Source organism: Sphingobacterium sp. InxBP1 (assembly GCF_026191775.1).
Lineage (GTDB): Bacteria > Bacteroidota > Bacteroidia > Sphingobacteriales > Sphingobacteriaceae > Sphingobacterium > Sphingobacterium thalpophilum.
Genome location: NZ_JAINDX010000049.1, coordinates 1 through 22,237 on the forward strand (window position 1 = coordinate 1; position 22,237 = coordinate 22,237).

A 22,237-nucleotide genomic window follows, 5' to 3' on the forward strand; every position below is an offset into this window, starting at 1 on the left:
CAGAGCCGATGGTATTGCCGTAACAGGTGGGAGAGTAGGTCGGTGCCTTTTTTTACACGGAAGCCCTTGCTGGAAACAGTCAAGGGCTTCTTTCGTTTACAGCGGTACACCGCCCCAGCGTACCCAAGGGCAGACCAATAAAATGGATCTAACCCAAGCAGACTTCCCAAGGCACATGTGCTTTTATACGAGTCCTATGCAACATTATTATTGGACAATCGTTTGCATTTACCAATCGCTTTTTTACTTCAGATTACTGTTGTATTATTGTTAAGTTAATTTAACAGCTTCTATAAGTGTACGAATTCCATGTTAACCTATAGAGGCTATTCAATAGCATAAATCATATAGATGAAAATATCTTTTTGGAACGTTAAAGCCCAGGCCACATTATTGGTCGGATTGGCTTCTCCTTTTATTTTTCAGTCGGGCAAGCTCAGCGCAAGCATCGATGATCAAACTCCCCACCGGGTAGCATATACGCAGAATGGGAACATGATCATTGCTGTCCAGAAAATAAATCCGACCACAGTGGAGATCGTCTACGAAAATAACCAGCGCCTGACGCTGGATTTTTATGCGAACCACATTTTTAGGATGTTTCAAGATATACATGGTGGTATAATCAGGGATCCTGAGGCGAAGCCCCAGGCTAAGATCTTGGTCGACCAGCCGAGAGGGAAAGTGGATGGGCTGGAGGTCAGTGAAGAGGGCAATAGGTTCCATATCCTAACAAAAGATATCCGGTTCACTATGGATAAGCAGACATCGCAGTTTAGTGTACTGAATCTAAGGACGAACAAAGTGGTTGTGGAAAGTTTAAAGCCTATTGCTTTTCAGGAGAAGCAGGTGATCCTTGAACTGAAAGAAAATGACGACGAGTATTTCTTTGGTGGCGGGGTACAAAATGGGCGCTTTTCACATAAGGGAAAGGTGATTGCCATTGAGAACCAAAATAGCTGGACCGATGGCGGTGTCGCGTCACCCACTCCATATTTCTGGTCAACGAAAGGGTATGGTTTCATGTGGCATACCTTCAAAAAGGGAAGTTATGCTTTTGGTGCAAAGACGAAGGGGACTGTACGTTTGTCGCATGATACAGATTATCTGGACATCTTTTTTATGGTAAACGATGGTGTCGTGCCTTTATTGAATGATTTTTACCAACTGACCGGAAACCCTATTCTACTCCCTAAGTTTGGTTTATATGAGGGACATCTCAACGCTTACAACCGCGATTTTTGGAAGGAGGATGAGAAAGGAATTCTTTTCGAAGATGGCAAACGTTACAAAGAGAGCCAAAAGGACAATGGGGGCGTTAAAGAATCCCTGAACGGAGAGAATAATAACTACCAATTTTCCGCTCGTGCGGTGATAGACCGGTATAAGGCACACGACATGCCATTGGGGTGGATTTTACCCAACGATGGCTATGGAGCGGGTTATGGACAGGCTCAGACCTTGGATGGTAATATTCAAAATCTCAAAAAATTTGGTGAGTATGCACGTCAAAACGGCGTTGAGATAGGCCTTTGGACGCAATCGGATCTGCATCCTAAGGATAGTATCAGTCCCTTACTGCAACGCGATATCGTAAAAGAAGTACGGGACGCAGGTGTCAGAGTCTTGAAAACAGACGTGGCCTGGGTGGGACCGGGATATTCCTTCGGTTTAAATGGTGTGGCCGATGTGGGACATATTATGCCCTATTATGGCAATCATGCAAGGCCGTTTATAATCTCCCTGGACGGTTGGGCCGGGACACAACGTTATGCGGGTATCTGGTCGGGAGATCAAACTGGGGGCGTATGGGAGTATATTCGCTTCCATATTCCGACCTATATCGGTTCGGGTTTATCCGGTCAACCTAATATCACGTCGGATATGGATGGTATTTTTGGAGGCAAGAACTTTAAAGTCAATATCCGGGACTTCCAATGGAAAACATGGACACCCATGGAGCTCAATATGGACGGATGGGGAGCTAATGAAAAATACCCACATGCGCTCGGCGAGCCGGCGACGTCCATCAACCGGTTATACCTAAAGCTAAAGTCCCAATTGGTTCCCTATAGTTATAGTATTGCAAAACAAGCAGTAGACGGTCTACCCATGATTCGTGCGATGTTTTTGGAACAGGCAAACCGGTATACGCTGGGCAAGTCCACCCAATATCAATATTTGTATGGCCCCAACTTTTTAGTGGCCCCGATCTATCAGGAAACCAAGGTGGATGAGAAAGGAAACGACATCCGCAATGGTATTTACCTACCGGACGGAGAATGGGTTGATTATTTCACCGGTGAAAAATACAGGGGTGGGCAGATCATCAATAATTTTGACGCTCCGATCTGGAAACTTCCTGTTTTCGTGAAAAATGGTGCCATCATCCCTGTCACTGATCCCAACAACAATGTGCAGGAAATCCGAACGGATCAGCGAATCTATGAGGTGTACCCTCATGGGAATTCGAGCTTCACGGAGTACGACGATGACGGCAAGACAGAAGCTTATCGTTACGGCAAAGGCATGAATACACAAATCACATCCATCGTAAAGGGCAATAAAGCGTTGTTGCGCATTACGGCTTCACAAGGTGATTTCGATGGTTTTGAGAAAATGAAATCGACAGAAATTCGTTTCAATGTGACCGAAGTACCTAAAAAAGTGCTGGCAAAAATAAATAACAAATCCGTCAAACTACACGAAGTCCATACATTAGATGAATTAGAGCGTACTGAGAACGTTTACTTCTATGATGCAGCACCCGACCTAAACCAGTTCGCTAGTAAAGGCTCCGAGTTTGAAAATGTCAAATTGATAAAAAATCCGATGCTGCGCGTGCGGATCGGCAAGCAGGACATTACGGCGACGACCATCGAGGTGCAGGTGGATGGATTCAAGTTTGCGCCCGATAGTCGCTACTTGTCAAAAGCGGGTGCAGTCGAGGCTCCTAAGGCACAGGTGACCGACCAAAATAGACAGGCTTATGCATTGACTCCGACCTGGGAGAAGGTAGCGAATGCAGACTACTATGAAGTCGCGTTCAATGAACTGATTTATTCGACAATCAAAGACGAACAGCTACTCTTTGAAGGCCTGGAAGCTGAAACGGATTATACGTTTAAAATTCGGGCCGTCAACAAATCCGGCGTATCTGACTGGAGCTCGTTTTCCGCGAAAACTAAAGCAAACCCGCTGGAGTTTGCCATTGAGGGTATCCAAGCTGAAACTTCTGTGGACAACCAGAGCGGAAATGGTATCCAGAAGTTATTTAACTATGATGAAGGTGACATGTGGCATACCAAATGGGGGCAGACGGCGGTACCATTTGATATGATTCTGGATCTGCAGTCCGTCAACCACTTAGATAAATTCGAATATCTGCCGCGTACCGACGGTGGTAACGGTATCCTTCTGAAAGGTAAAGTTTATTACAGTAATGACAAGGCAACCTGGATCGAAGCCGGCAGCTTCGACTGGAAGCGTGATGCTGAAATGAAGCGTTTCGGGTTCACTCAGCATCCGGTAACCCGGTTTGTTAAAATCGTTGTCACGGAAGCTGTCGGCGGTTTTGGGTCGGGACGGGAACTCTATGTATTTAAGCTGCCCGGTTCGACAAGCTACTTACCTGGTGATATCAATAATGATCGTTTGATCGATCAGAATGACCTGACATCCTATATTAACTATACTGGACTGCGTTTAGGAGATGGCGATTTTGAAGGTTATGTGAGCAATGGGGATGTCAATAAAAACAATTTGATCGATGCTTACGACATTTCGAATGTCGCTGTACGGATTGAAGGCGGCGCCAAACCGGCCAAAGAAGAAAAAGTCACAGGCAAGCTTAGCCTCGCCGTTTCGAACACCTCGCTCAAACAGGGCGATATAATGGAGATAACCGTCAGTGGCCACAATCTGAAAGCGGTCAATGCACTGAGTTTCGCGCTGCCGTATCATCAAGGCGATTTTGATTTTGTTGGTATCGAATCCTTGAACATAAAGGGAATGAGCAATTACACAAACGATCGCCTGCATACGAATGGCAGCAAGGCGCTTTATCCTACCTTTGTGAATCTTGGAAATAAAGAAACATTAAGCGGCTCTGAAATGCTATTTAAAATTAAATTAAAAGCGAAACGGGACTGCCGCTTTCATCCGAAAGCCATTGACGGTATCCTGGTTGACAAAAAGCTTAATTCGGTCAGTTTTTAAATGTGAATAGGTAATGCAGTAAGGGGGAACTTGTCAAATTTTCCCTTACTGCTTCCGTGCATTGAGTCAGCTGCGCATTTGGATTGGCAGCTGTATATGGTTCTGGTGCCACGACACTATGTATTCACATCAACGGAGCGCCATGCTAACGTCCATCAACAAAATTTCGGTGTCGGCTGATGTTGCTTTTAATTTGATCTCAGCAGTGTTCCAGATTCCAAAACCGTCCCGCGTTTGAAGCTCCTGCCCTTCTACAGTGACGCTGCCATTGATGACAAAGATGTAGATACCGTTTCCTTCCTGCTTGAGTGTATAATTCGTCTCAATATCGCGCTCAAAACGCCCTAGATGAAACCATGCATCTTGATGAATCCATACCCCTTCGTCTCCCGGATCCGGCGAGAGGACCTGCTGAAATTTATTCTGTCTCTGGGTACTGTCAAGTGTTATCTGATCGTATCGGGGAGTCACATTACGTTGGTTGGGGTATACCCAGATCTGCAAAAATTTGACGTTCTGATCCGCATTTTTATTATATTCACTATGCATGATGCCTGTTCCTGCGCTCATAACCTGAATGTCTCCTTTTTGGATGATGGCCTTATTTCCCATGCTGTCTTCATGTACAAGGGTTCCTTCCAAAGGAATACTGATAATTTCCATGTTATCATGTGGATGCAAGCCAAATCCGCGTCCCCCAGCGACGATATCATCATTCAGGACGCGCAGTACGCCGAAATGCATGCGCTCCGGATTATGGTAATTGGCAAAGCTGAAGGTATGGTTGCTCTGCAGCCAGCCATGATCGGCATATCCGCGGCTGGATGCGCTATGCAGTACGCTATGATTTTCAAGTTTGTCGTTGTTACCCCCCATATCATTTGCTTCCAGCCCTTCCAAGGGTGCGATTTCATCAATATCATTTTGCAACAGTTTACCTGACGAAGCTGTTGTAAAGATTCCGGAACCTAAAATTCCTTTTTTTATAAATTGATTCCTGTTCATGTGCTTACTGTTGTTTTAAATTGTGTTGTTATAATATTCATTAAGGGTATCCTAGATAACTGTACGATGCTGCTGCGTTCACGTAAGCTTTATTGGCGTGAAACCAAGCTGGGAAATAGACTGTAGATTTCATTTTTCAGAAGGCCGCTTCCACCACCATAATGATGTATCAGACCGATACTGTAGTCTAGAACTGATAAATGCGCCGTTATCGCCTGTTCTTCCAGCGAGGAGAGTCCTGAGCTCAACAGCAGTATATCGACTGTGTTACTCGACAGATAGGTTTTACAGGAAGCAATATCCTGCTGGATGATGGCTTTCCAGCCTGTATTGCTCTCAATGAGCCGTTTTAAAGTATTCAGAATAACTTCATTTTTTCCAAATACAACGATGTTCAAGTTCTTCATTAACAACCTATTTTTAATGTTGGTATTCACAACTGCGTTAACCTTTATATCTTGGAGACCGGGCATTCTTCAGGGACTTGTTGCAGGTGTTGTTGTAGCTCCTTCGGTATAGGTTGGTCAAAAAATATCTCCCTTTCAAAGTAGCTTACAACCTGTTCTTTCTCAATACGTAATTACATATTGGCCGCAACGCCCAGGTCTCCAATGGACAGCCCTTTCTTATCGATGTACCTGCCTAAGGTGGTGAGGGTGCCGGATTTTCTAGAATATATTTCATACGATCTGCTCGTTATTTTAATGTTGACAGAACAAAATTAGAATTCAATAGCCTCAATTTCATTGATGTAGTTCAAGAAATCGCAGGAATACAGATTAATTTACTTATGCGTTTATCCAGTATCGAAATAAATTAATGGAATGTCAGATTCAATCGGCTAAAATTTACTAATTTTAGAAACAAATAAAATTGTGCTGATCCGCTAAATTGTTCCATTTTTTAAATTATTTATGATAAAGAGATTTTTACTTACAACATGTTCAGCCGTTATCGTTCCGTTTCTGGCATTTTCGCAAACTCATGAGCTGCGTGTGGGTATCACTTCAGGCATTTCCAACTTCACCGGATCGAGCAGTGTCGGAAAGAGTGCATTGAATGGTTCCAGTCAACAAGAGTATTATACCAATAATCCTTATGGCAAAAAATATGGAATTAATCTTGGTGGGGCAGTCAACTACCGTTATGTTTTTGCCACTAACGTTATTTTGGGAGCTGAAGCTGCTTTCGAGCGCTTGCAGACCAAAGTGGATCTGGAGGGTAACGAGTTTGCGAACGGCAGCCGTGGGCTGACCAAGCTCAACCAGCAGTTTCTGAATTTCAATCCTTTTGTTGGCTATCGTGTTTTTTTCGAACCCATGTCAATGGATATGCAGCTTGGCGTTGACCTTGCCAAGACACTCAGTATGAAGGAAAACGGCAGTATCGAAGACAAACAGGGAAATAAAACCCAGTTTGATAGAGATAGAGGTAAGATAATCGAACTCGATATTCGGCCACGGCTGCAGTTCAATGTAAACTATGACCGTTATACGGTCTTTGCTAGTTATTCGTGGGGGCTTATGGATTATCGAAGTGGGCTTATCGGAGGGGACTTCGGGCCAGCGCGTCTCAATGTATTCCGCTTAGGTCTACAATATCAGCTCCTAAGACCGGTCGATAGAGCCGAATAGGCAGTCGTCCATCGAGGGAGCTGTATGGCAGCTTATGTTAGATATCCGTGTGAAAAGGAAGCAGAAGCCTCAGTTAATAACGGGGCTCATTTAGATGCTGAAGTATAAACTGACAGCGCCGCTCGATCGATGTTTTTGGCATCTCTAACATTTGATACCCGAGCTGCTTATAAATATCGCTCATGAAGCAGAATGTAGCTTCGGCTTCCGCCCAGGTCTGCTTCCGTTCATTGTCTGTTGCGTAAATTTCACGCCAAGGAGGGAAAATAAATACTTTTTGATGGTAACGTAGGCTTTTGGCCTGTTCAAGCATACTTTTTTCAAAAATAAGGTTTTCCATCTCGATATAGGCCAGTGTGTCCGGAATGCCACGATCAAAGAAGATATGCGGTGAGCCGCTGCTATCCTTGTTTAATTCACAGCGATAGCTTTCAAAGGATGCTTCGAGCATCAGAGTCGCATAGCGTTGTTTGTTTTTCCAAGGCAGTCCATCGCCATTGGTTTCTATTTGTTGTTTAATGATACGGCGTGCTTCTTCGGCGACAGTTCCGAAGCCCTTCCGTTGTAAGGCAGTCCATACGGCGGTCTTGCCTACACCAGGTCCTCCCGTGAGGACGATAAAATTAGCAGTCTGTTTCATGATATTAAAGTTGATTTGAATTTACGGGCCCTTTTGCTGTGCTATACTAGCCTTGCGAAATTGGTGGAGCTGCTTTTAAAGGAGAGGTTATTGTGTATAGAACAACACTATGGAGCTTTAATTGCCAGTTTGGATAGAGATACCATCCTGGAGATGGTCTGCATCAAAGATACGGATTATTGTGCAGCACGTCAAGACGATATGAGCCGATGGGATCTCTTTGTTATTCAATCAGCCGAACAAGCGTTTCCAGAAGCCTTTTCCTTTATATTTGCGCGTCTCGGTGTTCTCGGCAGTTGTCATATGAGCGGGTTGTACCTGCACCTTTTCAATTTTCACGTTTTGTAGGATGTCCTGTCCAGAAGTGTTATTGCGCTGTTCAATATCGCCGATCTGTATGAAGGCCATTTGCTGATACAGCAATGGTCCCTGTTGATCACAGTTGGAGAGATTGGAATAGCTTTTGGATTCATTTAAATCCAAAGGCTGAGGTTCAACGACTTCTGTAGCCTCCAGGAGGCCTAGCCCGCGTTCTTTCGCATAATGTAGTGCTTTCAGAAAAATAGCAATACGTCCCTCTGAAAATATATGGTCCAGTTCTGAACGGACCGAAGGCCTACAGTCATAATCTACGAGCAGCTGTGCTACCTGCTCGGCAGGAATAAATACGCCCGAACAATAATTTTCGATGAGCCGGTTCCGTACCTTCCCGGTCAGCATATGCTGAGGAACGAACTGTTCCCACTTTTTGTAATAGACGTCTAACTGTTTGTTTCCTGAGAAGGATAGTGCAGCGCCACGGATATAAAAATAGGTTTCAAAAAAACCTTGAACAACAGCAATAAAAAAGCCATGTGTTTTATCGAAATAGTCACTCTGGTCTGTTTCCCGGCCAGCATTTATCGTGTCCTGGTATTTTGTTTTGTAGAATTCTTCCAGATTATTGGCTACTGCAAGTTCCTCTACTTTTTCGGGATGCTCGATTGCCTCAAAATACCAGGCGTTGATTTGTTGCTCGGATATTGGATGGTAACTAACGTCATAGCCCATAATTAACGGTTTTTAATCTGTTGTTTTATATGTGTCTGCTAAAATATTAAAAATTAACATCTTAGGCAAGTGCAATCCTATTATCACCGGCTGCTTCGAAAGAACTGACTTGTGCGTGTAAGTTTTATTCGGTAGTTTCGAACAAATTAATATTTAAATATGAAGCACTTCCTATTTCTTCTTGCACTATCAGCAAGTTTAGCTTTTACGGCTTGTCAATCTCCAAGTCCTGAAAATTTTTTCGGCAAAGTTGTTCTAAATACCAACCTGATAGCTGATTTTGCTCCCGAACGTTATGGTAAACGCCTGGAGCAGGAGACTGTTGAATTTGCGGATATGCCGTCGACTAAAAAGCAGGGCGATGAAGCGCAGAAGTCGGTCGATATTAAAATTCAGACCGTCGAGAAAGCCATAAAAGATATCAAAGCACTTCAAGTATCAGATGAGGATGCAAAAGCACTTCAGGCGCAGTCCGTTGCCCTGTTTGAAAAAGTACTGCCTATCTATAAAAACGAATATGCAGCCTATGCAAAATTGTGTGATACAAAGGGCCCTGATGCAGAGAAGAAAGCGCTGTTGCAGAAAATCAGCACAACATATATGCCCGAAGTTGACCGGGCTTTTGAACAGGTATATACTTTGGGGAAAGCGTATGCCGAAAAACATCATCTCAATGTGACATGGGGAAACTAAAATGGGAAATGAGATTAAGTTGTTCCGCAATAAAAGCAAAACAAAAAAGCTTTTATAGACGTCGGGTGCAGTATGTATCGCTCTTTTCTTCGTTTTATTGTATGGTCTCGGTATTTTTGACGGCATATTGAAAATAAAACCCGCTATTTTTGCGGGAGGAGCATGTATCGTCATGCTGACCTTATTGATCAATAGCCTAATTAGTCTAAAAGATACTTCCGCTCAGATCGTGTTCAATCGCCATAATTTTCAGGGTAAAACTACACCGCTGGCGAAAGCTTTTGGTGTAGGGAATTGGGACGATGTCACGTCCATTCAATTACAAAAAGTCGGAGGCGATACACTGGTTGTCGTGTCGGTGATAAATGCCGCTTCATACAGAAGCCGGCTGTCGTCAATGCTATGGAAGATGGCCTTTGATGAACCATCACAGCAGTTGCATATCATGTATTCGTCCTCAATGGTCGATGTCGATGCTACAGCGCTTTACGAATTGTTTATGCGCTCCTGGGAGGAGTCCAGGAAAGCAGTTTAGCCGTGCTATCCTCCATCGGACAATCGCGAATTGCAGAGTGCATCAATCTTACGTTGGATCGTTTCCTGTTCCAGTGGATTTTTGGTCAATGTTCTGGCACGCTGAAAATTCGCGATTGATTTTTCGCGGTCAATATCTTTATAAAGTTCACCCAGCAGGACAAAATAAAAATGGTTGTCTACGAGATCCAGGTTCGTCGCTTCCAGTAGGGCTGTTTGAGCACTTTTTGCTTTGTATAGCGCAAAGATCCTGTTGAGTAGGGTGGCAGAAGAGTAATTGACTCTGAGCAAGCGATCGTAAAGCTGAAGGATCTCCTTCCATTTTTCAGGGGTATCCGCTTTCGTACAATGGCATTGTGCAATTTTGGCCTCAATATGGTAGGATGTCAGTTCATTACCAGCTGCAGCGTTGTTTAAAAAATAAATGCCCTGGTGGATCAGGTCCCGATTCCAGAGGTTTTCATTCTGCTGTTCATACAGCACAAACTCACCGTCGCTGCTGTGGCGGGCATCAAAACGCGAAGAGTGAAAACACATGAGGGCGATGAGAGCATTGGTTTTCGGGACATTTGTTTTTTCGTATCTTGCTAACATCAGGGCTAGTCGCAGTGCTTCAATACACAGATCTTTCCTTAAAATCTGATTTTGTGTTTTTGAATAATAGCCTTCATTGAATAGCAGGTAAATCACGTGCAATACGTTGTCCAGGCGCTTGACAATTTCGTTTTCAGGGGGTAAAAGCAGATCGACCTTTTCAGTACGTAATTTCTCTTTCGCTCTAAAGAGCCTCTTATTAATTGTTTCTTTGTTGGAGAGAAAAGCCTCGGCAATTTCATCAATACCAAATCCACAGAGTATGCGCAATGCCAGTCCGATCTGAGCTTCGCTCGCGATGGCGGGGGTACAGATGGCAAAGAGCATCTTGAGCTGACTATCTTCGATGTTCTCCCGGGAAAAGTTAAATTCGGGATTCGAAGCTACCATTTGTTGCTCCTGATGCAGATGAGGCATCACTTTCTCCTCAAAAATTTTGATCCGCCTGAAGTGGCTTAACGTCTTGCGTTTGGCCACGGTATATAGCCATGCCGTGGGGTTCGGTGGCAGGCCATTGGTCTGCCATGTTTCCGTTGCCAGCAAGAAAGTTTCACTGACAATGTCTTCTGCCACTTCAATGTACTGAAGACCAAAGCCTTTGGATATGACGGCTACTATTTTGGAAAACTCCTGCTGAAAAAGTTGTTTTAGAAAATTGGATTCCATAATAATATATCAAGGCAGCTGCGATTAAGCAGCTGCCGGAATAATAGGTGTTACAGGAGAAGTTCCCGGATTTCCACACTTCCACTGGATTCCAGTATAGGACAACCATGTGCCAGTGTGGTGGCCTCTTCCAGATTCTCGGCCGAAACGATGATAAATCCACCGAGTCTTTCCCGGATTTCAACAAATGGGCCGTCGGTAATCACACCGCCGGGTTTTAGGACTTTTCCTGTGGACACCAGGCGGGAGCCATGGCTGGACAATTTCCCCTGTGCCTCGATACCACTGATCCAGTCCTGCCATTTTTTGTTTATGGCACCTATTTCCTGTTCAGTTAGCCGCGGCTGCTCGCTGCCAGCCTGGCGAAATAATAAGATGAAATCTTTCATGCTATTGATTTATCTATTGAATATATGTTATCCTTACGTTGCTTGCACCTTATGCTGACCAACTTTGTAGCCGCCGGCTTCGGTACGGAAAGAAATATTAAACCGATTGTACGTATTGATAGTGGTTACAGCCAAGGTCAGATCGACCAATTCTGCTTCCGAAAACTCACTGCTCGCCTTGGCATACACGTCGTCGGGGACGTCGCCGTTGGCGATTTTCGTCACGGCCTCCGCCCATTCTAGCGCAGCGCACTCCCGTGCAGTATACAATGGAGCCTCCCGCCAGGCATCCAATAGGAATAAGCGCTGTGGATTTTCTCCAGTGGCAAGCAGATCTTTGGAATGCATATCCAGACAATACGCGCAGCCATTGATCTGTGATACCCGAAAATAAACGAGGTGCAGCAGTTCCTGCTCAATTGTACAATTACTGAGGTAGACACCCAATCCATACATAGCCTTCATGGCATTTTGTCCCTTGGCGAAAAAATTAATTCGTTGTTTCATTTTATTATTGTTTTAAGTGTAACTGATTTACACTACAATAATGATTGAAGTTAAAGAAATTGGACAGGAAGCGTTTAATATTTTTTAATTTATGTATAACTATCTGTTGTTTAATGAGTTGTGTTGTTGTCTTTTTTAAATAATCCGTTTATTACGGGATAGGGGGCCGTGGAGATGGGGCAGAAGTATAGTCGGTCCATTTCGAACAGCTTTGATTAGCCGGAAAAGGTTAGCAAAATTTTGCTGGAAATCGCTGGCAATATGTTATTTTTATTCAAATTACTCCAATGAAACTAACAACATTGATACTTTTCATCTTAGGCCTTGTTTTTTTGGCTTCCTGTGGCGCGGGCAGCAACAAAAAGCAGGCGCAGGCGGATACTGTGGCAAATGCAGAATTTAAGGCATACGAAGACCGCTTTATAGAGCAGCTCTGGCGGGAGAACCCCGAATGGGCGACACAGGTTGGATTCCATCGTTATGACTCCCTATTGACCATCCCCGATTCGCGCAGCAGGGAACAGCGTTTAGCTTTTTCAAAGCGTCATCTGGACAGTCTCAGCAGCTTTGACCTGAACGATCTCAATCTTTCGCAGCAGACGGATTACCATTTGATGCAGAATTATCTTGAATCAACAGTGTGGGCAATAGAAAAGGAGCGTTCGCATGAGTGGAACCCTTCTTCCTACAACGTTAGCGGAACCATCGCCTTTATGCTGGCTGAGAATTATGCGCCCTTAGACCAGCGCCTTCGGGCTATTCATCAGCGCATTGTTCAGATCCCAGCTTATTATCGGGCCGCACAGCAGCAGATCAAAGCTCCTGCGCAGGAGCTGACGGATCTGGCGATACAGCAGAATCTGGGAGGATTATCGGTATTTGAAGCTGATCTACCAGATTCCCTGCAAAAGTCAAATCTTTCGGCCACCGAGAAATCGAATTTGCAGACAGCAGCAGACAGCGCCATGAATGCGATAAGAGGTTTTGTAACCTTTCTTAAAGAAACTCCGAATCCTGCCCCAAGAAGTTTTAGGTTAGGGCAGGAACTTTATGAACAAAAGTTCAAATTTGACATTCAGTCCGGTTCTACAGCAGCGCAGATTTACGATGCCGCCGTGGCGCGCAAAAGCTATCTCCACACCGAGATGTACAAAATTAGCAAAGAGCTATGGCCTAAATATTTTGGGCCTGCTGCTCAGCCGGCGGATAGCCTCGGACTGATCCGTAAGATGATCGATAACCTATCTGTCAACCATGTGAAAGCTGAAGATTTTCAGGCAGCAATTGAAGCGCAGATACCGAAACTGGTGGAGTTTGTGAAAAAGAAAGATCTTCTCTATATCGATGATAGCAAACCATTGATTGTGCGCAAGGAGCCTGCTTATATGGCCGGGGTTGCAGGAGCATCCATCAGTGCACCCGGTCCCTACGATAAAGGGGGAAATACCTATTACAATGTAGGTAGCCTGAACGGTTGGACCAAAGCGGCTTCTGAAAGCTATCTACGGGAGTATAACCACTACATTTTACAGATATTGAATATCCACGAAGCTATTCCGGGGCACTATACGCAGCTGGTGTATGCCAATCAGTCGCCGAGTCTCATCAAAAGCGTGCTCGGTAACGGAGCAATGATCGAAGGCTGGGCTGTGTATACCGAACAAATGATGCTGGAGAATGGTTACGGTGACCATGCGCCTGAGATGTGGCTGATGTGGTATAAGTGGCATCTTCGTACCGTATGTAATGCTATACTGGATTACAGTGTGCACGTGAAAAACATGAGCGAGAAGGAAGCTATGCATCTTCTGGTGGACGAGGCTTTTCAACAGCAGGCCGAAGCAGCAGGCAAGTGGAAAAGAGTGTCAGTGAGCAGTGTGCAGTTAACTTCCTATTTTACGGGCTACAAAGAAATTTATGACCTACGCGAAGCCGTAAAAAAAGAGGAAGGGGCACAGTTTAATTTGAAGGCCTTCAATGAGAAATTTTTAAGCTTCGGTAATTCACCAGTAAAATATATTCGCGAGATGATGCTGGCAAAGTAAGCGAAGATTGCAGATATCCGATACAGAGGCGTCTGTGCTATGAAGCTTCGGCAACTTTTGCAAATTTATTGCGGTACTCGATCGGAGTAAGGCCAGTTATCTTTTTAAAGATATCGCGAAACGCTTTTGTATCGGTATATCCCACATCATACATGACCTGGGATACATTTTTCCGCGAAGCTTCGAAAAATTTCTTTGCGGCTTCTATACGGACGCGCTGGATATATTCGACCGGCGTATTGTTGGTCGCTTCTTTAAATCGTCGCTCAAAAGTACGACGGCCGATGTTGACTAGATTGGCAAGGTCTTCCACTGTGATTTTTTCCTCATATTTCTGTTCAATAAAGTCCTGGGCTTTTTGGATGTCCGCATCGTCATGGTTCCGCTGTCCTCTGAATATGGCAAATTGGGATTGGCTGTCGCGACTGATATCGAGTGCAAAATACTTCGCTATCATTACTGCGGTCTCCCGATCAGAAAACTTTTCAACCAGATAGAGAATCAGGTTCCATAAGCTGCTGGCACCACCACTGCTGTAGATATTGTCGTTCTCCGTAATCACGGCCCCATCTTCGATTTCAATGGCGGGGTATTTTTCCTTGAATTCACTGATATAGGCCCAGTGTGTGGAGCATTTTTTTCCGTCCAGCAGTCCTGTTTCGGCCAATAGAAACGCCCCTACGCACAGACTGGCCAGGCGTGTGCCTTTAGCGTGCAATTTTTTAAAATACGGTATTGCATCGGCGTTGTCCCGGATGCCATTATCGATGTCCCCGAAAGTAGGCGGTATAATGAGCAGGTCAGTCTGGATAACGTCCTGAAGCAGCCGGTGCGTTCGGATGGTATATTCACCACTATTTGCTGGGACATAGTCACTCAGACCCACATATTCCACCCGAAATATAGGCTTCTTGCCAAATGCTGTCAGAAATTCATTGGCGGTATGGAACGTTCTAAATGCGGGCGTAATGCCTTCAATAGTACCATATTGTGGAACAAAGACAGAGATCTGCATATCTTATTAAGTTTATAACGTAAAGGTACAAATTGTTTTTGTCGTAATCCACCCCTAAAGTTGTCGGTTTTACGCCTTACGCGCTGTGCAATTCCTTTGCATCTTTGCTATATCATTATAAACAAATACATAAACTCATGAAAAGACAAACAAAAATTAAGGTTGAAGCAACGGTAAACGCACCGGTAGAAAAAGTATGGCAACAGTGGAATACTCCGGCCGATATTATGCAGTGGAATGTGGCGGATCCGAGCTGGCATTGTCCGAGCAGCCAGAATGACCTCCGGGTAAACGGGACATTCAAAAATCGTATGGAAGCGAGAGACGGTAGTTTCGGATTTGATTTTGAAGGCACCTATGACAAGGTGGAGCTGTATCAGGAGATTGCCTACATCATGGCCGATGGCAGGAGGGTTAGCACAATTTTTTCCCCCAATGATGGAAGAACAGTCATGACCACTGTCTTTGATGCGGAAGAAACCAATAATCCTGAGTTTCAGAAACAGGGCTGGCAGGCTATACTCGATAACTTTGTTAAACATGTAGAATCAAAAAATTAACAACATAAAAAGCTGAAGTCATGAAAAAGAATAGAATTATTTTTTGGGCTGCGACAGTATTTATTATCCTCTGGGAAGGCGTTATGCCCTTGAGCACCTTATTGTTTGCGCCGCAATATGTCAATATGGGTACAAAACCATTGGGGTATCCTGATTATTTTGCGTATACATTAATTATTTGCAAAGTCTTGGGCGTCATTGCTATAGCCATGCCTAAGTTTCCGGCTAAACTTAGGGAATGGGCATATGCCGGGTTGACCTTCAATCTGATCTTTGCCTTTATTAGCCACGCCTGTGTAGACAAGAATATCGCCTATATGCTGATGCCACTTATCGTATTGGGTATTCTGATGTTATCGTATCTCTATAGGGGCAAGATTAGCCGTTCGGGCCAATTGTCACTTGGCGGTGCGGCGTCGACGTTGTCCTAATACATGCGGCGGGAAAGCTTGCCTACAGAGCGGATAGCTCGCCATAACGCATGCGAATAGCAATTTACTTATAAAACTATATTAAAAATGAAAACAAATCGTGTTTCTTTACATCGGATTATTCAGGCTAGCCCTGAAAAAATCTTCCATGCATTCTCGGATTCAGCGGCCTACGCTTCCTGGCTGCCACCCTACGGTTTTGTCTGTACTGTGCAACAGATGGACTTTAAAGTTGGTGGAAGTTTCAAGATGACCTTTATCAATTTCGGTACCGGAAACGGTCATTCATTTGGTGGCGAATACCTGGAAATTACGCCCCATACCCTGATTAAATATGTGGACCGGTTTGACGATCCCAACCTGCCGGGAGAAATGACCACAACAGTTTCGTTGCGGGCAGTGTCCTGCGGCACGGAGCTGCAAATTGAACAAACTGGTATTCCCGAGGTTATTCCTGCGGAGATGTGTTATCTAGGCTGGCAGGAGTCTTTGGAAAAGATGAAAAAGCTCGTGGAGCCCGTAATACCAGACGCATAGTTCAACCAGCCATGGAAGGGTTAAAAAGTGGGGTGTTTATCACATTTTCGGGCAATTGCAGAAAGGCACTTACGTTTTATCAAACATGTTTCGGTGGCACCTTAGAATTCCACATGTTTGGACAGACTGTGGACGGGAATTCAGAAGTTCCAGTGGTAAGTGCCTCTCTGATTGCCCCCGGGGTGATTATCTATGGGTCGGATCTTGTGCATGACGAGGGAAGAAAAATAGGGAACTATGTTTCTGTGTTTTTGACCTGTCCGGACGCTGCCGGCCGCAGAATGCTGATGGCAAAACTGGCACGACCTGAACGGCCGCCGTCGGCTGACAAATTGCATGACAGATTGCTGGAGGTGGTCGATCCTTTTGATGTACGATGGATACTGAGCATATAAATTGCTCCGCTGTGAATCAATCGCTATTTATACTGAGTCCCTTCGATGGAGTGAATCTGTATCCTTTTTCATTGCGATGCGAATGATAGCTTTGTATAACACATCAACAGTTAATGAGATATGCAACAACTGGATATACAGATACGCAACAGTACGATAGACGATATAGAACATATTTTCGGACTTTATCGGATGGCAACCGATTATCAAAAATCAAAATCCATGGTCTCCTGGCCGGAGTTCGCCCATGAGCTTGTCGAGGCCGAAGTAAAGGAACACAGGCAATGGAAAATGCTGATCAATGGGCAGATCGCCTGTGTATGGGCCACAACGTTTACTGATCCAGAGATTTGGGAGGAGAAAAACGAAGAGCCGTCGGTATATATCCATCGGATAGCTACCGATCCGGATTTCAGAGGCAATAATCTGGTTCGACACATCGTCAGCTGGGCTATCGGATATGCCGAATCAAATAATAAGCAATATGTGCGTATGGATACTGTTGGTGAAAATAAAAGCCTTATTAAGCATTATACCGGATGCGGTTTTGAATTTTTGGGTTTGCGCAAATTGCGCAATACCGCCGGATTACCCGCACATTATGATAACGCGACGGTGAGCTTATTTGAGCTCCGGATTGACCCGGAGCAATAGGCGTTGGCCATCTGTTCAACTGTTAACTGTTTTGGCTAAATTCAGCCAGTATTGAGCTGCCCTGCTCAAGACTGCATAATTTTTAGTATATTGCTGTAACAAACTATCGTTTCAGTATACTAATGGCTTATTAACAGTTAACTTATTTATGAACTTATCAATAGAAAGACTCAGCAAAACCTATCCTAACGGCGTAAAAGCGCTAGATGACGTCACTTTGGAAATAAAACCCGGAATGTTTGGCCTATTGGGGCCTAATGGTGCGGGGAAGTCATCTTTGATGCGCACGATAGCAACACTTCAGAAGCCCGACAGTGGAAGCATCCGTTTCGGGGATATTGAGGTGCTTAGTAGGCCGATGGATCTGCGGCGGGTGCTGGGCTATCTACCACAGGAATTTGGCGTTTATCCGAACCTTTCTGCCGTAGATCTGCTGCACTATTTTGCTAAGCTCAAAGGTATCAAATCCAGTGTAGACCGAAATGCCGTCATCAATCGCGTCCTTGAAGTCACCAACCTCTGGGACGTGCGCAACAAAAGTGTTAGCGGCTACTCAGGCGGTATGAAACAACGCTTTGGGATTGCACAGCTCCTGTTAAACGATCCCAGGCTCATTATTGTCGATGAGCCCACTGCCGGGCTGGATCCGGCGGAGAGGCACCGTTTTTTGAATGTGCTCCGCGAGATCGGTACCGATCATACGGTGATCTTCTCGACTCATATTGTGGATGATGTACGCGAACTGTGCCATGAGTTAGCCATCCTCAACGGCGGGAAAATACTTTTGCGCGGTACACCGAAGGACACTATAGCGCAGTTGCAGGGTAAGATATGGGTGCGTGTCATTGGGCGCGACCAATTGGATGAATATACCCAAACGCATGAGGTCATTTCTTCAAACTATAATCAGGACAATACGCTCAATATCCGTGTTTTTAGTGCCGTACAGCCAGATGAGTCGTTTGTAAACGCTCAGGCACAATTGGAGGATGTTTATTTTGTTTCACTCAAAACTGACCGGCACCATGTTTAGTTCGATCTTTAATTTTGAGTTTACACGTTGGTTTAAGAATGCTACGGTCTATATCTATATAGCGATATTCTTTTTGTTGTCCTTGCTCATCATGCTGTCTTCATTGGGGATGTTTGACGGCGTTACGGCAACCACATCTTCCAACACGATCAGAAATTCGCCTTGGGCAATCAATGAAATGATCAACGGAATGTCTTCACTGATCTATTTTTTAATCCCTTCAATAGTTGGCGCCTGTGTGTACCGGGATTTTCAGTATAATGTACATACCATCCTATTTAGCTACCCTATTACGAAAACCGATTACTTGCTGGGCAAATTTTTCGGGTCAATGGCGGTGGTGCTGGTCATTGTGCTGGCTTCAACGCTTGGAATTGTAATTGCCCAGCTGCTTCCGGGAACCAATCCTGATCTTTTGGGTCCAGCGCGTGTGTTGGCCTACATCCAGACTTATGCGATCCAGGTGATTCCTAACCTGATTGTCCTGAGCGCGATTATTTTCGTCCTGGTAACCCTAACCCGCAATATCTATGTTGGTTTTGTTGCGGTTTTGGTCCTTATCATCCTCCAGGTACTCGTACAGAACTTAACCACAGAGGCGGATAAACTTTATCTCGGAGCGCTGATAGATCCCTTTGGGGACAGCGCGATTTCCTATTACACCCGTTATTGGTCTCCGGAAGAAAAGAATGTAAACAACCTGCCTTTGGCTTCGGCCATTATTTATAACCGGCTGATCTGGCTCGGTGTGGCAGCATTGTTCATAGGCATATTTTATGCGCTATTTTCATTTTCTCAACATTCCATCGCGCTGAAGACAGGCAACAAGGCAGCCCGGTTAACAAAAAATAATTTCGATACGATCTTTAAGATCAATCTCCCCAAAGTTTCTTATGACTTTTCGGTGCGGCACTACATGGGGACCATGTGGACCATGGCGCGGTATGACTATCGTTATATTGTCAAAAGTCCCGTTTTTCTGATTATCACCCTTGTCGGGATACTGTTTATTATTTTGATGGCCAGCACCATCGGGTCCATATTCGGTACTTCGACCTATCCAGTTACCTGGAAAATGCTGCTGATCCCCGGGGCAACCTTTAAGTTTTTCCTGCTGATATTGACTTTTCTATTTTCGGGATTGCTTGTCCATCGCGGTTCGATCACTCGTATGGGCAGCTTGCTGGATACGACTCCGGTACCTAGCTGGGCATTGCTGGGATCTAAGATTATGGCCATTATCTTGATGCAGCTGACGCTGCTGCTGGTTGTGATGTTGACTTGTATGGGCATACAGGTCTACCACCAGTATTACCATGTTGAACCAGGGCAGTATCTGATGAGCTTAATGGTGTATGGCATGTTGTCCAACCTGACATGGCTTTTTATTGCGATTTTTGTGCATACCCTTTTCAGGAACTATCTCGCTGGATTTTTTGTGCTTTTAACGTTATTTATCGGTTTGCCCTTCTTGTCGATGCTGGGTGTGGAACAGGCTATTTTTCAGTTTAACCAAGGGCCGGGGTTAGAATATTCGGACATGGACGGATTCGGCTATATCCTGCCATTTTTGACTTATAGGCTGTATTGGTTGCTGTTTTCTCTGTGTTTTCTCGTGATAGCACTGCTCCTATGGCGAAGGGGGGGATTTTCGGGTGTCAGAGAGCGTATGGCGATAGCTAGGGCCAATATGAGCACAGCGAATATGGGACTATTGATTGCCAGTGCCATTGGATTTATGGGCATTGCGGCTGCCATATATTATGAAAATCATATTAAAAATCCGTATTATACCAGTTTGGATTATGAAAAACAATCTGTGGAATGGGAGAAAAAGTATAAAAAATATCAGGACCGTCCGCAGCCGCGCGTCGTTGATGTCAAGTTTAATATGGACATTTATCCCTCCAAACGCAGCTTTAAGGCGCAGGCGTCCTACGTGCTGAAAAATAAAACGACTTCAGTCATTGATTCGATTTTTATTAACTATAATGACTATGACTACAGCTTTTCGTTCAATGTATCCAATAAATTGATTTCGGCCGATGACAAATACAATTTCAATATCTATAAGCTGGATAAGCCCATGGCTCCGGGGGACTCCATCGTGTTCAGTTTCAGTACTGTCAGCCCCGCTAATACTTTGGTGAACCAAAAATCGCCGGTTAAGGGCAATGGTACGTTCATCAACAATATGGTGTTTCCGAATATCGGATATTCTGATCGGAGTGAGCTGGTGGACAATGATATACGGAAGAAATATGGTCTTCCTCACCGCGACCGTATGGCGCCGCCAACCGATCCAAAGGCCCTGAAAAACAATTACATTTCGAATGATGCGGACTGGATCCGGTTTGAAGCTGTCGTCAGCACGGATGCTGATCAGTTAGCCATTGCACCGGGATATCTCATCAGACAATGGGAGAAAGATGGCCGCAAATACTACCAGTATAAAATGGATTCGGAGATCCTGAATTTCTTCGCATTCAATTCTGCCCGTTATGCAGTCAAAAAGGAACGGTGGAACGGCGTTAATCTGGAGGTTTATTACCATAAATCACATCGCTATAATCTCGACCGGATGATAGCTGCCAGTAAGGCGTCTTTGGCATATTATAGCAAGGAATATAGCCCATATCAACATCGGCAGCTTCGTATCGTCGAATTTCCGCGGACAGCAGGTACATTTGCTCAGTCATTCGCGAATACCATTCCCTTTTCTGAGGCGATCGGTTTTATTGCCGATGTTGACGAAAAGAAGGATGACGCAGTAGACTACCCTTATGCAGTGACGGCACATGAGATTGCACATCAGTGGTGGGCGCATCAAGTTGTCGGGGCCAACGCTCAGGGAGCAACATTGATGTCTGAGAGTATGTCCGAATACTCTTCACTGAAAGTGCTCGAAAAAAGATATGGAAAAGGGCAGATGCGTAAATTCCTCAAAGATGCCCTGGACGGCTATCTCAAAGGCAGAAGTGAAGAACGGCTGGGCGAGCGTCCTTTGATGTATAATGAAAATCAGATGTATATCCATTATCAAAAAGGTTCCTTGGTCCTCTATGCTTTGAGCGACTACTTGGGCGAAGATGTTTTCAATCGTACCGTACAATCTTATCTACAGAAGACCGCTTTCCAGAATCCGCCTTATACGACGTCGCTCGAATTTGTGGATTACCTCCGTGAGGCTACACCTGACTCGCTCCGTTATCTGATCAAGGACATGTTTGAGACAATCACGCTATATAATAACAAGGTCGTGAAAGTCAATAACAAAAAACTAAATAACGGTAAATATCAGATCGACATACAGTTTGAAGTGTCCAAGTATCGGGTAGACGCCAATGGTAAGAAGAGTTACAATGATCCGGGGGAAAAGCCATTGCAGTTCAAAAAATCTGAGCGCGTGACGGTGCAGTCGCTGCCCCTCAACGACTATATTGAAATCGGAGTTTTTAGTAAACCAAAGGAGGGGAAGGGGAAGCCGCAGGAGCTTTACCTCAACAAGCACCGTATCAGTCAGATCAACAATACCCTGAAACTAGTCGTGGACGCTCCGCCGTTTCAGGTGGGTATCGATCCATACAATAAACTTATCGACGTGGATTCGGATGATAATCGGAAGGAAATTTAGGCA

Annotated in this window: 20 protein-coding genes; 12 read left to right on the forward strand and 8 right to left on the reverse strand. The window is 44.7% G+C overall.

Going from position 1 to position 22,237, the window contains the following annotated elements:
- The first annotated feature begins 351 nt into the window (after nucleotides 1-351).
- On the forward strand, nucleotides 352-4,218 hold the full coding sequence (locus tag K7A41_RS20070) for a TIM-barrel domain-containing protein (protein ID WP_265715173.1): 3,867 nt from the start codon (nucleotides 352-354) through the stop codon (nucleotides 4,216-4,218).
- Nucleotides 4,219-4,347: 129 nt separating this feature from the next.
- Here K7A41_RS20070 and K7A41_RS20075 read toward each other — a convergent pair whose 3' ends face one another.
- Entirely contained in the window at nucleotides 4,348-5,223 is an 876-nt protein-coding gene (locus K7A41_RS20075) for a pirin family protein (RefSeq protein WP_322784043.1), read from the reverse strand.
- 89 nt (nucleotides 5,224-5,312) lie between these two features.
- Entirely contained in the window at nucleotides 5,313-5,630 is a 318-nt protein-coding gene (locus K7A41_RS20080; protein ID WP_265715174.1) for a hypothetical protein, read from the reverse strand.
- Nucleotides 5,631-6,137: 507 nt separating this feature from the next.
- On the opposite strand from K7A41_RS20080, the gene K7A41_RS20085 reads away from it, so the two are divergent.
- On the forward strand, nucleotides 6,138-6,857 hold the full coding sequence (locus K7A41_RS20085; RefSeq protein WP_265715175.1) for an outer membrane beta-barrel protein: 720 nt from the start codon (nucleotides 6,138-6,140) through the stop codon (nucleotides 6,855-6,857).
- Between the two features lie 73 nt (nucleotides 6,858-6,930).
- Here the strand turns inward: K7A41_RS20085 and K7A41_RS20090 are convergent, their stop codons facing one another.
- Entirely contained in the window at nucleotides 6,931-7,497 is a 567-nt protein-coding gene (locus K7A41_RS20090; RefSeq protein ID WP_028069910.1) for an AAA family ATPase, read from the reverse strand.
- 231 nt (nucleotides 7,498-7,728) lie between these two features.
- Nucleotides 7,729-8,547 carry a hypothetical protein gene (locus K7A41_RS20095; protein ID WP_265715177.1) on the reverse strand — a complete coding sequence of 273 codons (819 nt, stop codon included), beginning with the start codon at nucleotides 8,545-8,547 and terminating at the stop codon, nucleotides 7,729-7,731.
- A gap of 159 nt (nucleotides 8,548-8,706) precedes the next feature.
- Here K7A41_RS20095 and K7A41_RS20100 point away from each other — a divergent pair, with 159 nt between their 5' ends.
- The gene (locus tag K7A41_RS20100; protein ID WP_265715178.1) at nucleotides 8,707-9,240 is read left to right on the forward strand and encodes a hypothetical protein; all 534 of its coding nucleotides are present in this window, start codon (nucleotides 8,707-8,709) and stop codon (nucleotides 9,238-9,240) included.
- 127 nt (nucleotides 9,241-9,367) lie between these two features.
- Nucleotides 9,368-9,775 (forward strand): hypothetical protein, encoded by a 408-nt coding sequence (locus K7A41_RS20105; RefSeq protein WP_265715180.1) that lies wholly within the window; start codon nucleotides 9,368-9,370, stop codon nucleotides 9,773-9,775.
- A gap of 5 nt (nucleotides 9,776-9,780) precedes the next feature.
- Here the strand turns inward: K7A41_RS20105 and K7A41_RS20110 are convergent, their stop codons facing one another.
- From K7A41_RS20110 to K7A41_RS20120, 3 genes are read right to left on the reverse strand one after another with little or no spacing between them, the layout of a single operon-like run.
- Nucleotides 9,781-11,034, reverse strand: coding sequence for an RNA polymerase sigma factor (locus K7A41_RS20110; protein ID WP_265715181.1), 1,254 nt, complete (start codon nucleotides 11,032-11,034; stop codon nucleotides 9,781-9,783).
- A gap of 50 nt (nucleotides 11,035-11,084) precedes the next feature.
- Nucleotides 11,085-11,423 (reverse strand): YciI family protein, encoded by a 339-nt coding sequence (locus K7A41_RS20115; protein WP_265715182.1) that lies wholly within the window; start codon nucleotides 11,421-11,423, stop codon nucleotides 11,085-11,087.
- A 33-nt stretch (nucleotides 11,424-11,456) separates the two neighbouring features.
- Nucleotides 11,457-11,930, reverse strand: a complete 474-nt coding sequence (locus K7A41_RS20120) for a carboxymuconolactone decarboxylase family protein (RefSeq protein WP_265715183.1) — start codon at nucleotides 11,928-11,930, stop codon at nucleotides 11,457-11,459.
- 287 nt (nucleotides 11,931-12,217) lie between these two features.
- On the opposite strand from K7A41_RS20120, the gene K7A41_RS20125 reads away from it, so the two are divergent.
- Nucleotides 12,218-13,975 (forward strand): DUF885 domain-containing protein, encoded by a 1,758-nt coding sequence (locus K7A41_RS20125; protein ID WP_265715184.1) that lies wholly within the window; start codon nucleotides 12,218-12,220, stop codon nucleotides 13,973-13,975.
- 37 nt (nucleotides 13,976-14,012) lie between these two features.
- Here K7A41_RS20125 and K7A41_RS20130 read toward each other — a convergent pair whose 3' ends face one another.
- Nucleotides 14,013-14,990, reverse strand: coding sequence for a GlxA family transcriptional regulator (locus K7A41_RS20130; RefSeq protein ID WP_265715186.1), 978 nt, complete (start codon nucleotides 14,988-14,990; stop codon nucleotides 14,013-14,015).
- Nucleotides 14,991-15,127: 137 nt separating this feature from the next.
- On the opposite strand from K7A41_RS20130, the gene K7A41_RS20135 reads away from it, so the two are divergent.
- The 7 genes from K7A41_RS20135 (at nucleotide 15,128) to K7A41_RS20165 (ending at nucleotide 22,234) form a co-directional block, all read left to right on the forward strand.
- Nucleotides 15,128-15,550, forward strand: a complete 423-nt coding sequence (locus K7A41_RS20135; RefSeq protein WP_265715187.1) for an SRPBCC family protein — start codon at nucleotides 15,128-15,130, stop codon at nucleotides 15,548-15,550.
- A 20-nt stretch (nucleotides 15,551-15,570) separates the two neighbouring features.
- Nucleotides 15,571-15,981: a DoxX family protein gene (locus K7A41_RS20140; protein WP_265715188.1), complete on the forward strand. Its 411-nt coding sequence runs from the start codon at nucleotides 15,571-15,573 to the stop codon at nucleotides 15,979-15,981.
- Nucleotides 15,982-16,068: 87 nt separating this feature from the next.
- Nucleotides 16,069-16,518 carry an SRPBCC family protein gene (locus tag K7A41_RS20145; RefSeq protein WP_265715189.1) on the forward strand — a complete coding sequence of 150 codons (450 nt, stop codon included), beginning with the start codon at nucleotides 16,069-16,071 and terminating at the stop codon, nucleotides 16,516-16,518.
- An 11-nt stretch (nucleotides 16,519-16,529) separates the two neighbouring features.
- Complete coding sequence (locus K7A41_RS20150; RefSeq protein ID WP_265715190.1) at nucleotides 16,530-16,913, forward strand: VOC family protein; 384 nt, start codon at nucleotides 16,530-16,532, stop codon at nucleotides 16,911-16,913.
- Between the two features lie 120 nt (nucleotides 16,914-17,033).
- Complete coding sequence (locus K7A41_RS20155) at nucleotides 17,034-17,567, forward strand: GNAT family N-acetyltransferase (RefSeq protein WP_265715191.1); 534 nt, start codon at nucleotides 17,034-17,036, stop codon at nucleotides 17,565-17,567.
- Nucleotides 17,568-17,715: 148 nt separating this feature from the next.
- Nucleotides 17,716-18,600, forward strand: coding sequence for an ABC transporter ATP-binding protein (locus K7A41_RS20160; protein WP_265715192.1), 885 nt, complete (start codon nucleotides 17,716-17,718; stop codon nucleotides 18,598-18,600).
- Nucleotides 18,593-22,234 (forward strand): ABC transporter permease/M1 family aminopeptidase, encoded by a 3,642-nt coding sequence (locus K7A41_RS20165; RefSeq protein ID WP_265715193.1) that lies wholly within the window; start codon nucleotides 18,593-18,595, stop codon nucleotides 22,232-22,234. Before K7A41_RS20160 ends, K7A41_RS20165 begins: the two co-directional genes overlap by 8 nt.
- The last annotated feature ends 3 nt before the right edge of the window (nucleotides 22,235-22,237 follow it).

What these genes read in the sequence shown, in the direction of transcription:
- K7A41_RS20070 (WP_265715173.1), top strand. Translation starts at nt 352, where the DNA reads ATGAAAATATCTTTTTGGAACGTTAAAGCCCAGGCCACATTATTGGTC.
- K7A41_RS20075 (WP_322784043.1), bottom strand. Translation starts at nt 5,223, where the DNA reads ATGAACAGGAATCAATTTATAAAAAAAGGAATTTTAGGTTCCGGAATC.
- K7A41_RS20080 (WP_265715174.1), bottom strand. Translation starts at nt 5,630, where the DNA reads ATGAAGAACTTGAACATCGTTGTATTTGGAAAAAATGAAGTTATTCTG.
- K7A41_RS20085 (WP_265715175.1), top strand. Translation starts at nt 6,138, where the DNA reads ATGATAAAGAGATTTTTACTTACAACATGTTCAGCCGTTATCGTTCCG.
- K7A41_RS20090 (WP_028069910.1), bottom strand. Translation starts at nt 7,497, where the DNA reads ATGAAACAGACTGCTAATTTTATCGTCCTCACGGGAGGACCTGGTGTA.
- K7A41_RS20095 (WP_265715177.1), bottom strand. Translation starts at nt 8,547, where the DNA reads ATGGGCTATGACGTTAGTTACCATCCAATATCCGAGCAACAAATCAAC.
- K7A41_RS20100 (WP_265715178.1), top strand. Translation starts at nt 8,707, where the DNA reads ATGAAGCACTTCCTATTTCTTCTTGCACTATCAGCAAGTTTAGCTTTT.
- K7A41_RS20110 (WP_265715181.1), bottom strand. Translation starts at nt 11,034, where the DNA reads ATGGAATCCAATTTTCTAAAACAACTTTTTCAGCAGGAGTTTTCCAAA.
- K7A41_RS20115 (WP_265715182.1), bottom strand. Translation starts at nt 11,423, where the DNA reads ATGAAAGATTTCATCTTATTATTTCGCCAGGCTGGCAGCGAGCAGCCG.
- K7A41_RS20120 (WP_265715183.1), bottom strand. Translation starts at nt 11,930, where the DNA reads ATGAAACAACGAATTAATTTTTTCGCCAAGGGACAAAATGCCATGAAG.
- K7A41_RS20125 (WP_265715184.1), top strand. Translation starts at nt 12,218, where the DNA reads ATGAAACTAACAACATTGATACTTTTCATCTTAGGCCTTGTTTTTTTG.
- K7A41_RS20130 (WP_265715186.1), bottom strand. Translation starts at nt 14,990, where the DNA reads ATGCAGATCTCTGTCTTTGTTCCACAATATGGTACTATTGAAGGCATT.
- K7A41_RS20135 (WP_265715187.1), top strand. Translation starts at nt 15,128, where the DNA reads ATGAAAAGACAAACAAAAATTAAGGTTGAAGCAACGGTAAACGCACCG.
- K7A41_RS20140 (WP_265715188.1), top strand. Translation starts at nt 15,571, where the DNA reads ATGAAAAAGAATAGAATTATTTTTTGGGCTGCGACAGTATTTATTATC.
- K7A41_RS20145 (WP_265715189.1), top strand. Translation starts at nt 16,069, where the DNA reads ATGAAAACAAATCGTGTTTCTTTACATCGGATTATTCAGGCTAGCCCT.
- K7A41_RS20150 (WP_265715190.1), top strand. Translation starts at nt 16,530, where the DNA reads ATGGAAGGGTTAAAAAGTGGGGTGTTTATCACATTTTCGGGCAATTGC.
- K7A41_RS20155 (WP_265715191.1), top strand. Translation starts at nt 17,034, where the DNA reads ATGCAACAACTGGATATACAGATACGCAACAGTACGATAGACGATATA.
- K7A41_RS20160 (WP_265715192.1), top strand. Translation starts at nt 17,716, where the DNA reads ATGAACTTATCAATAGAAAGACTCAGCAAAACCTATCCTAACGGCGTA.
- K7A41_RS20165 (WP_265715193.1), top strand. Translation starts at nt 18,593, where the DNA reads ATGTTTAGTTCGATCTTTAATTTTGAGTTTACACGTTGGTTTAAGAAT.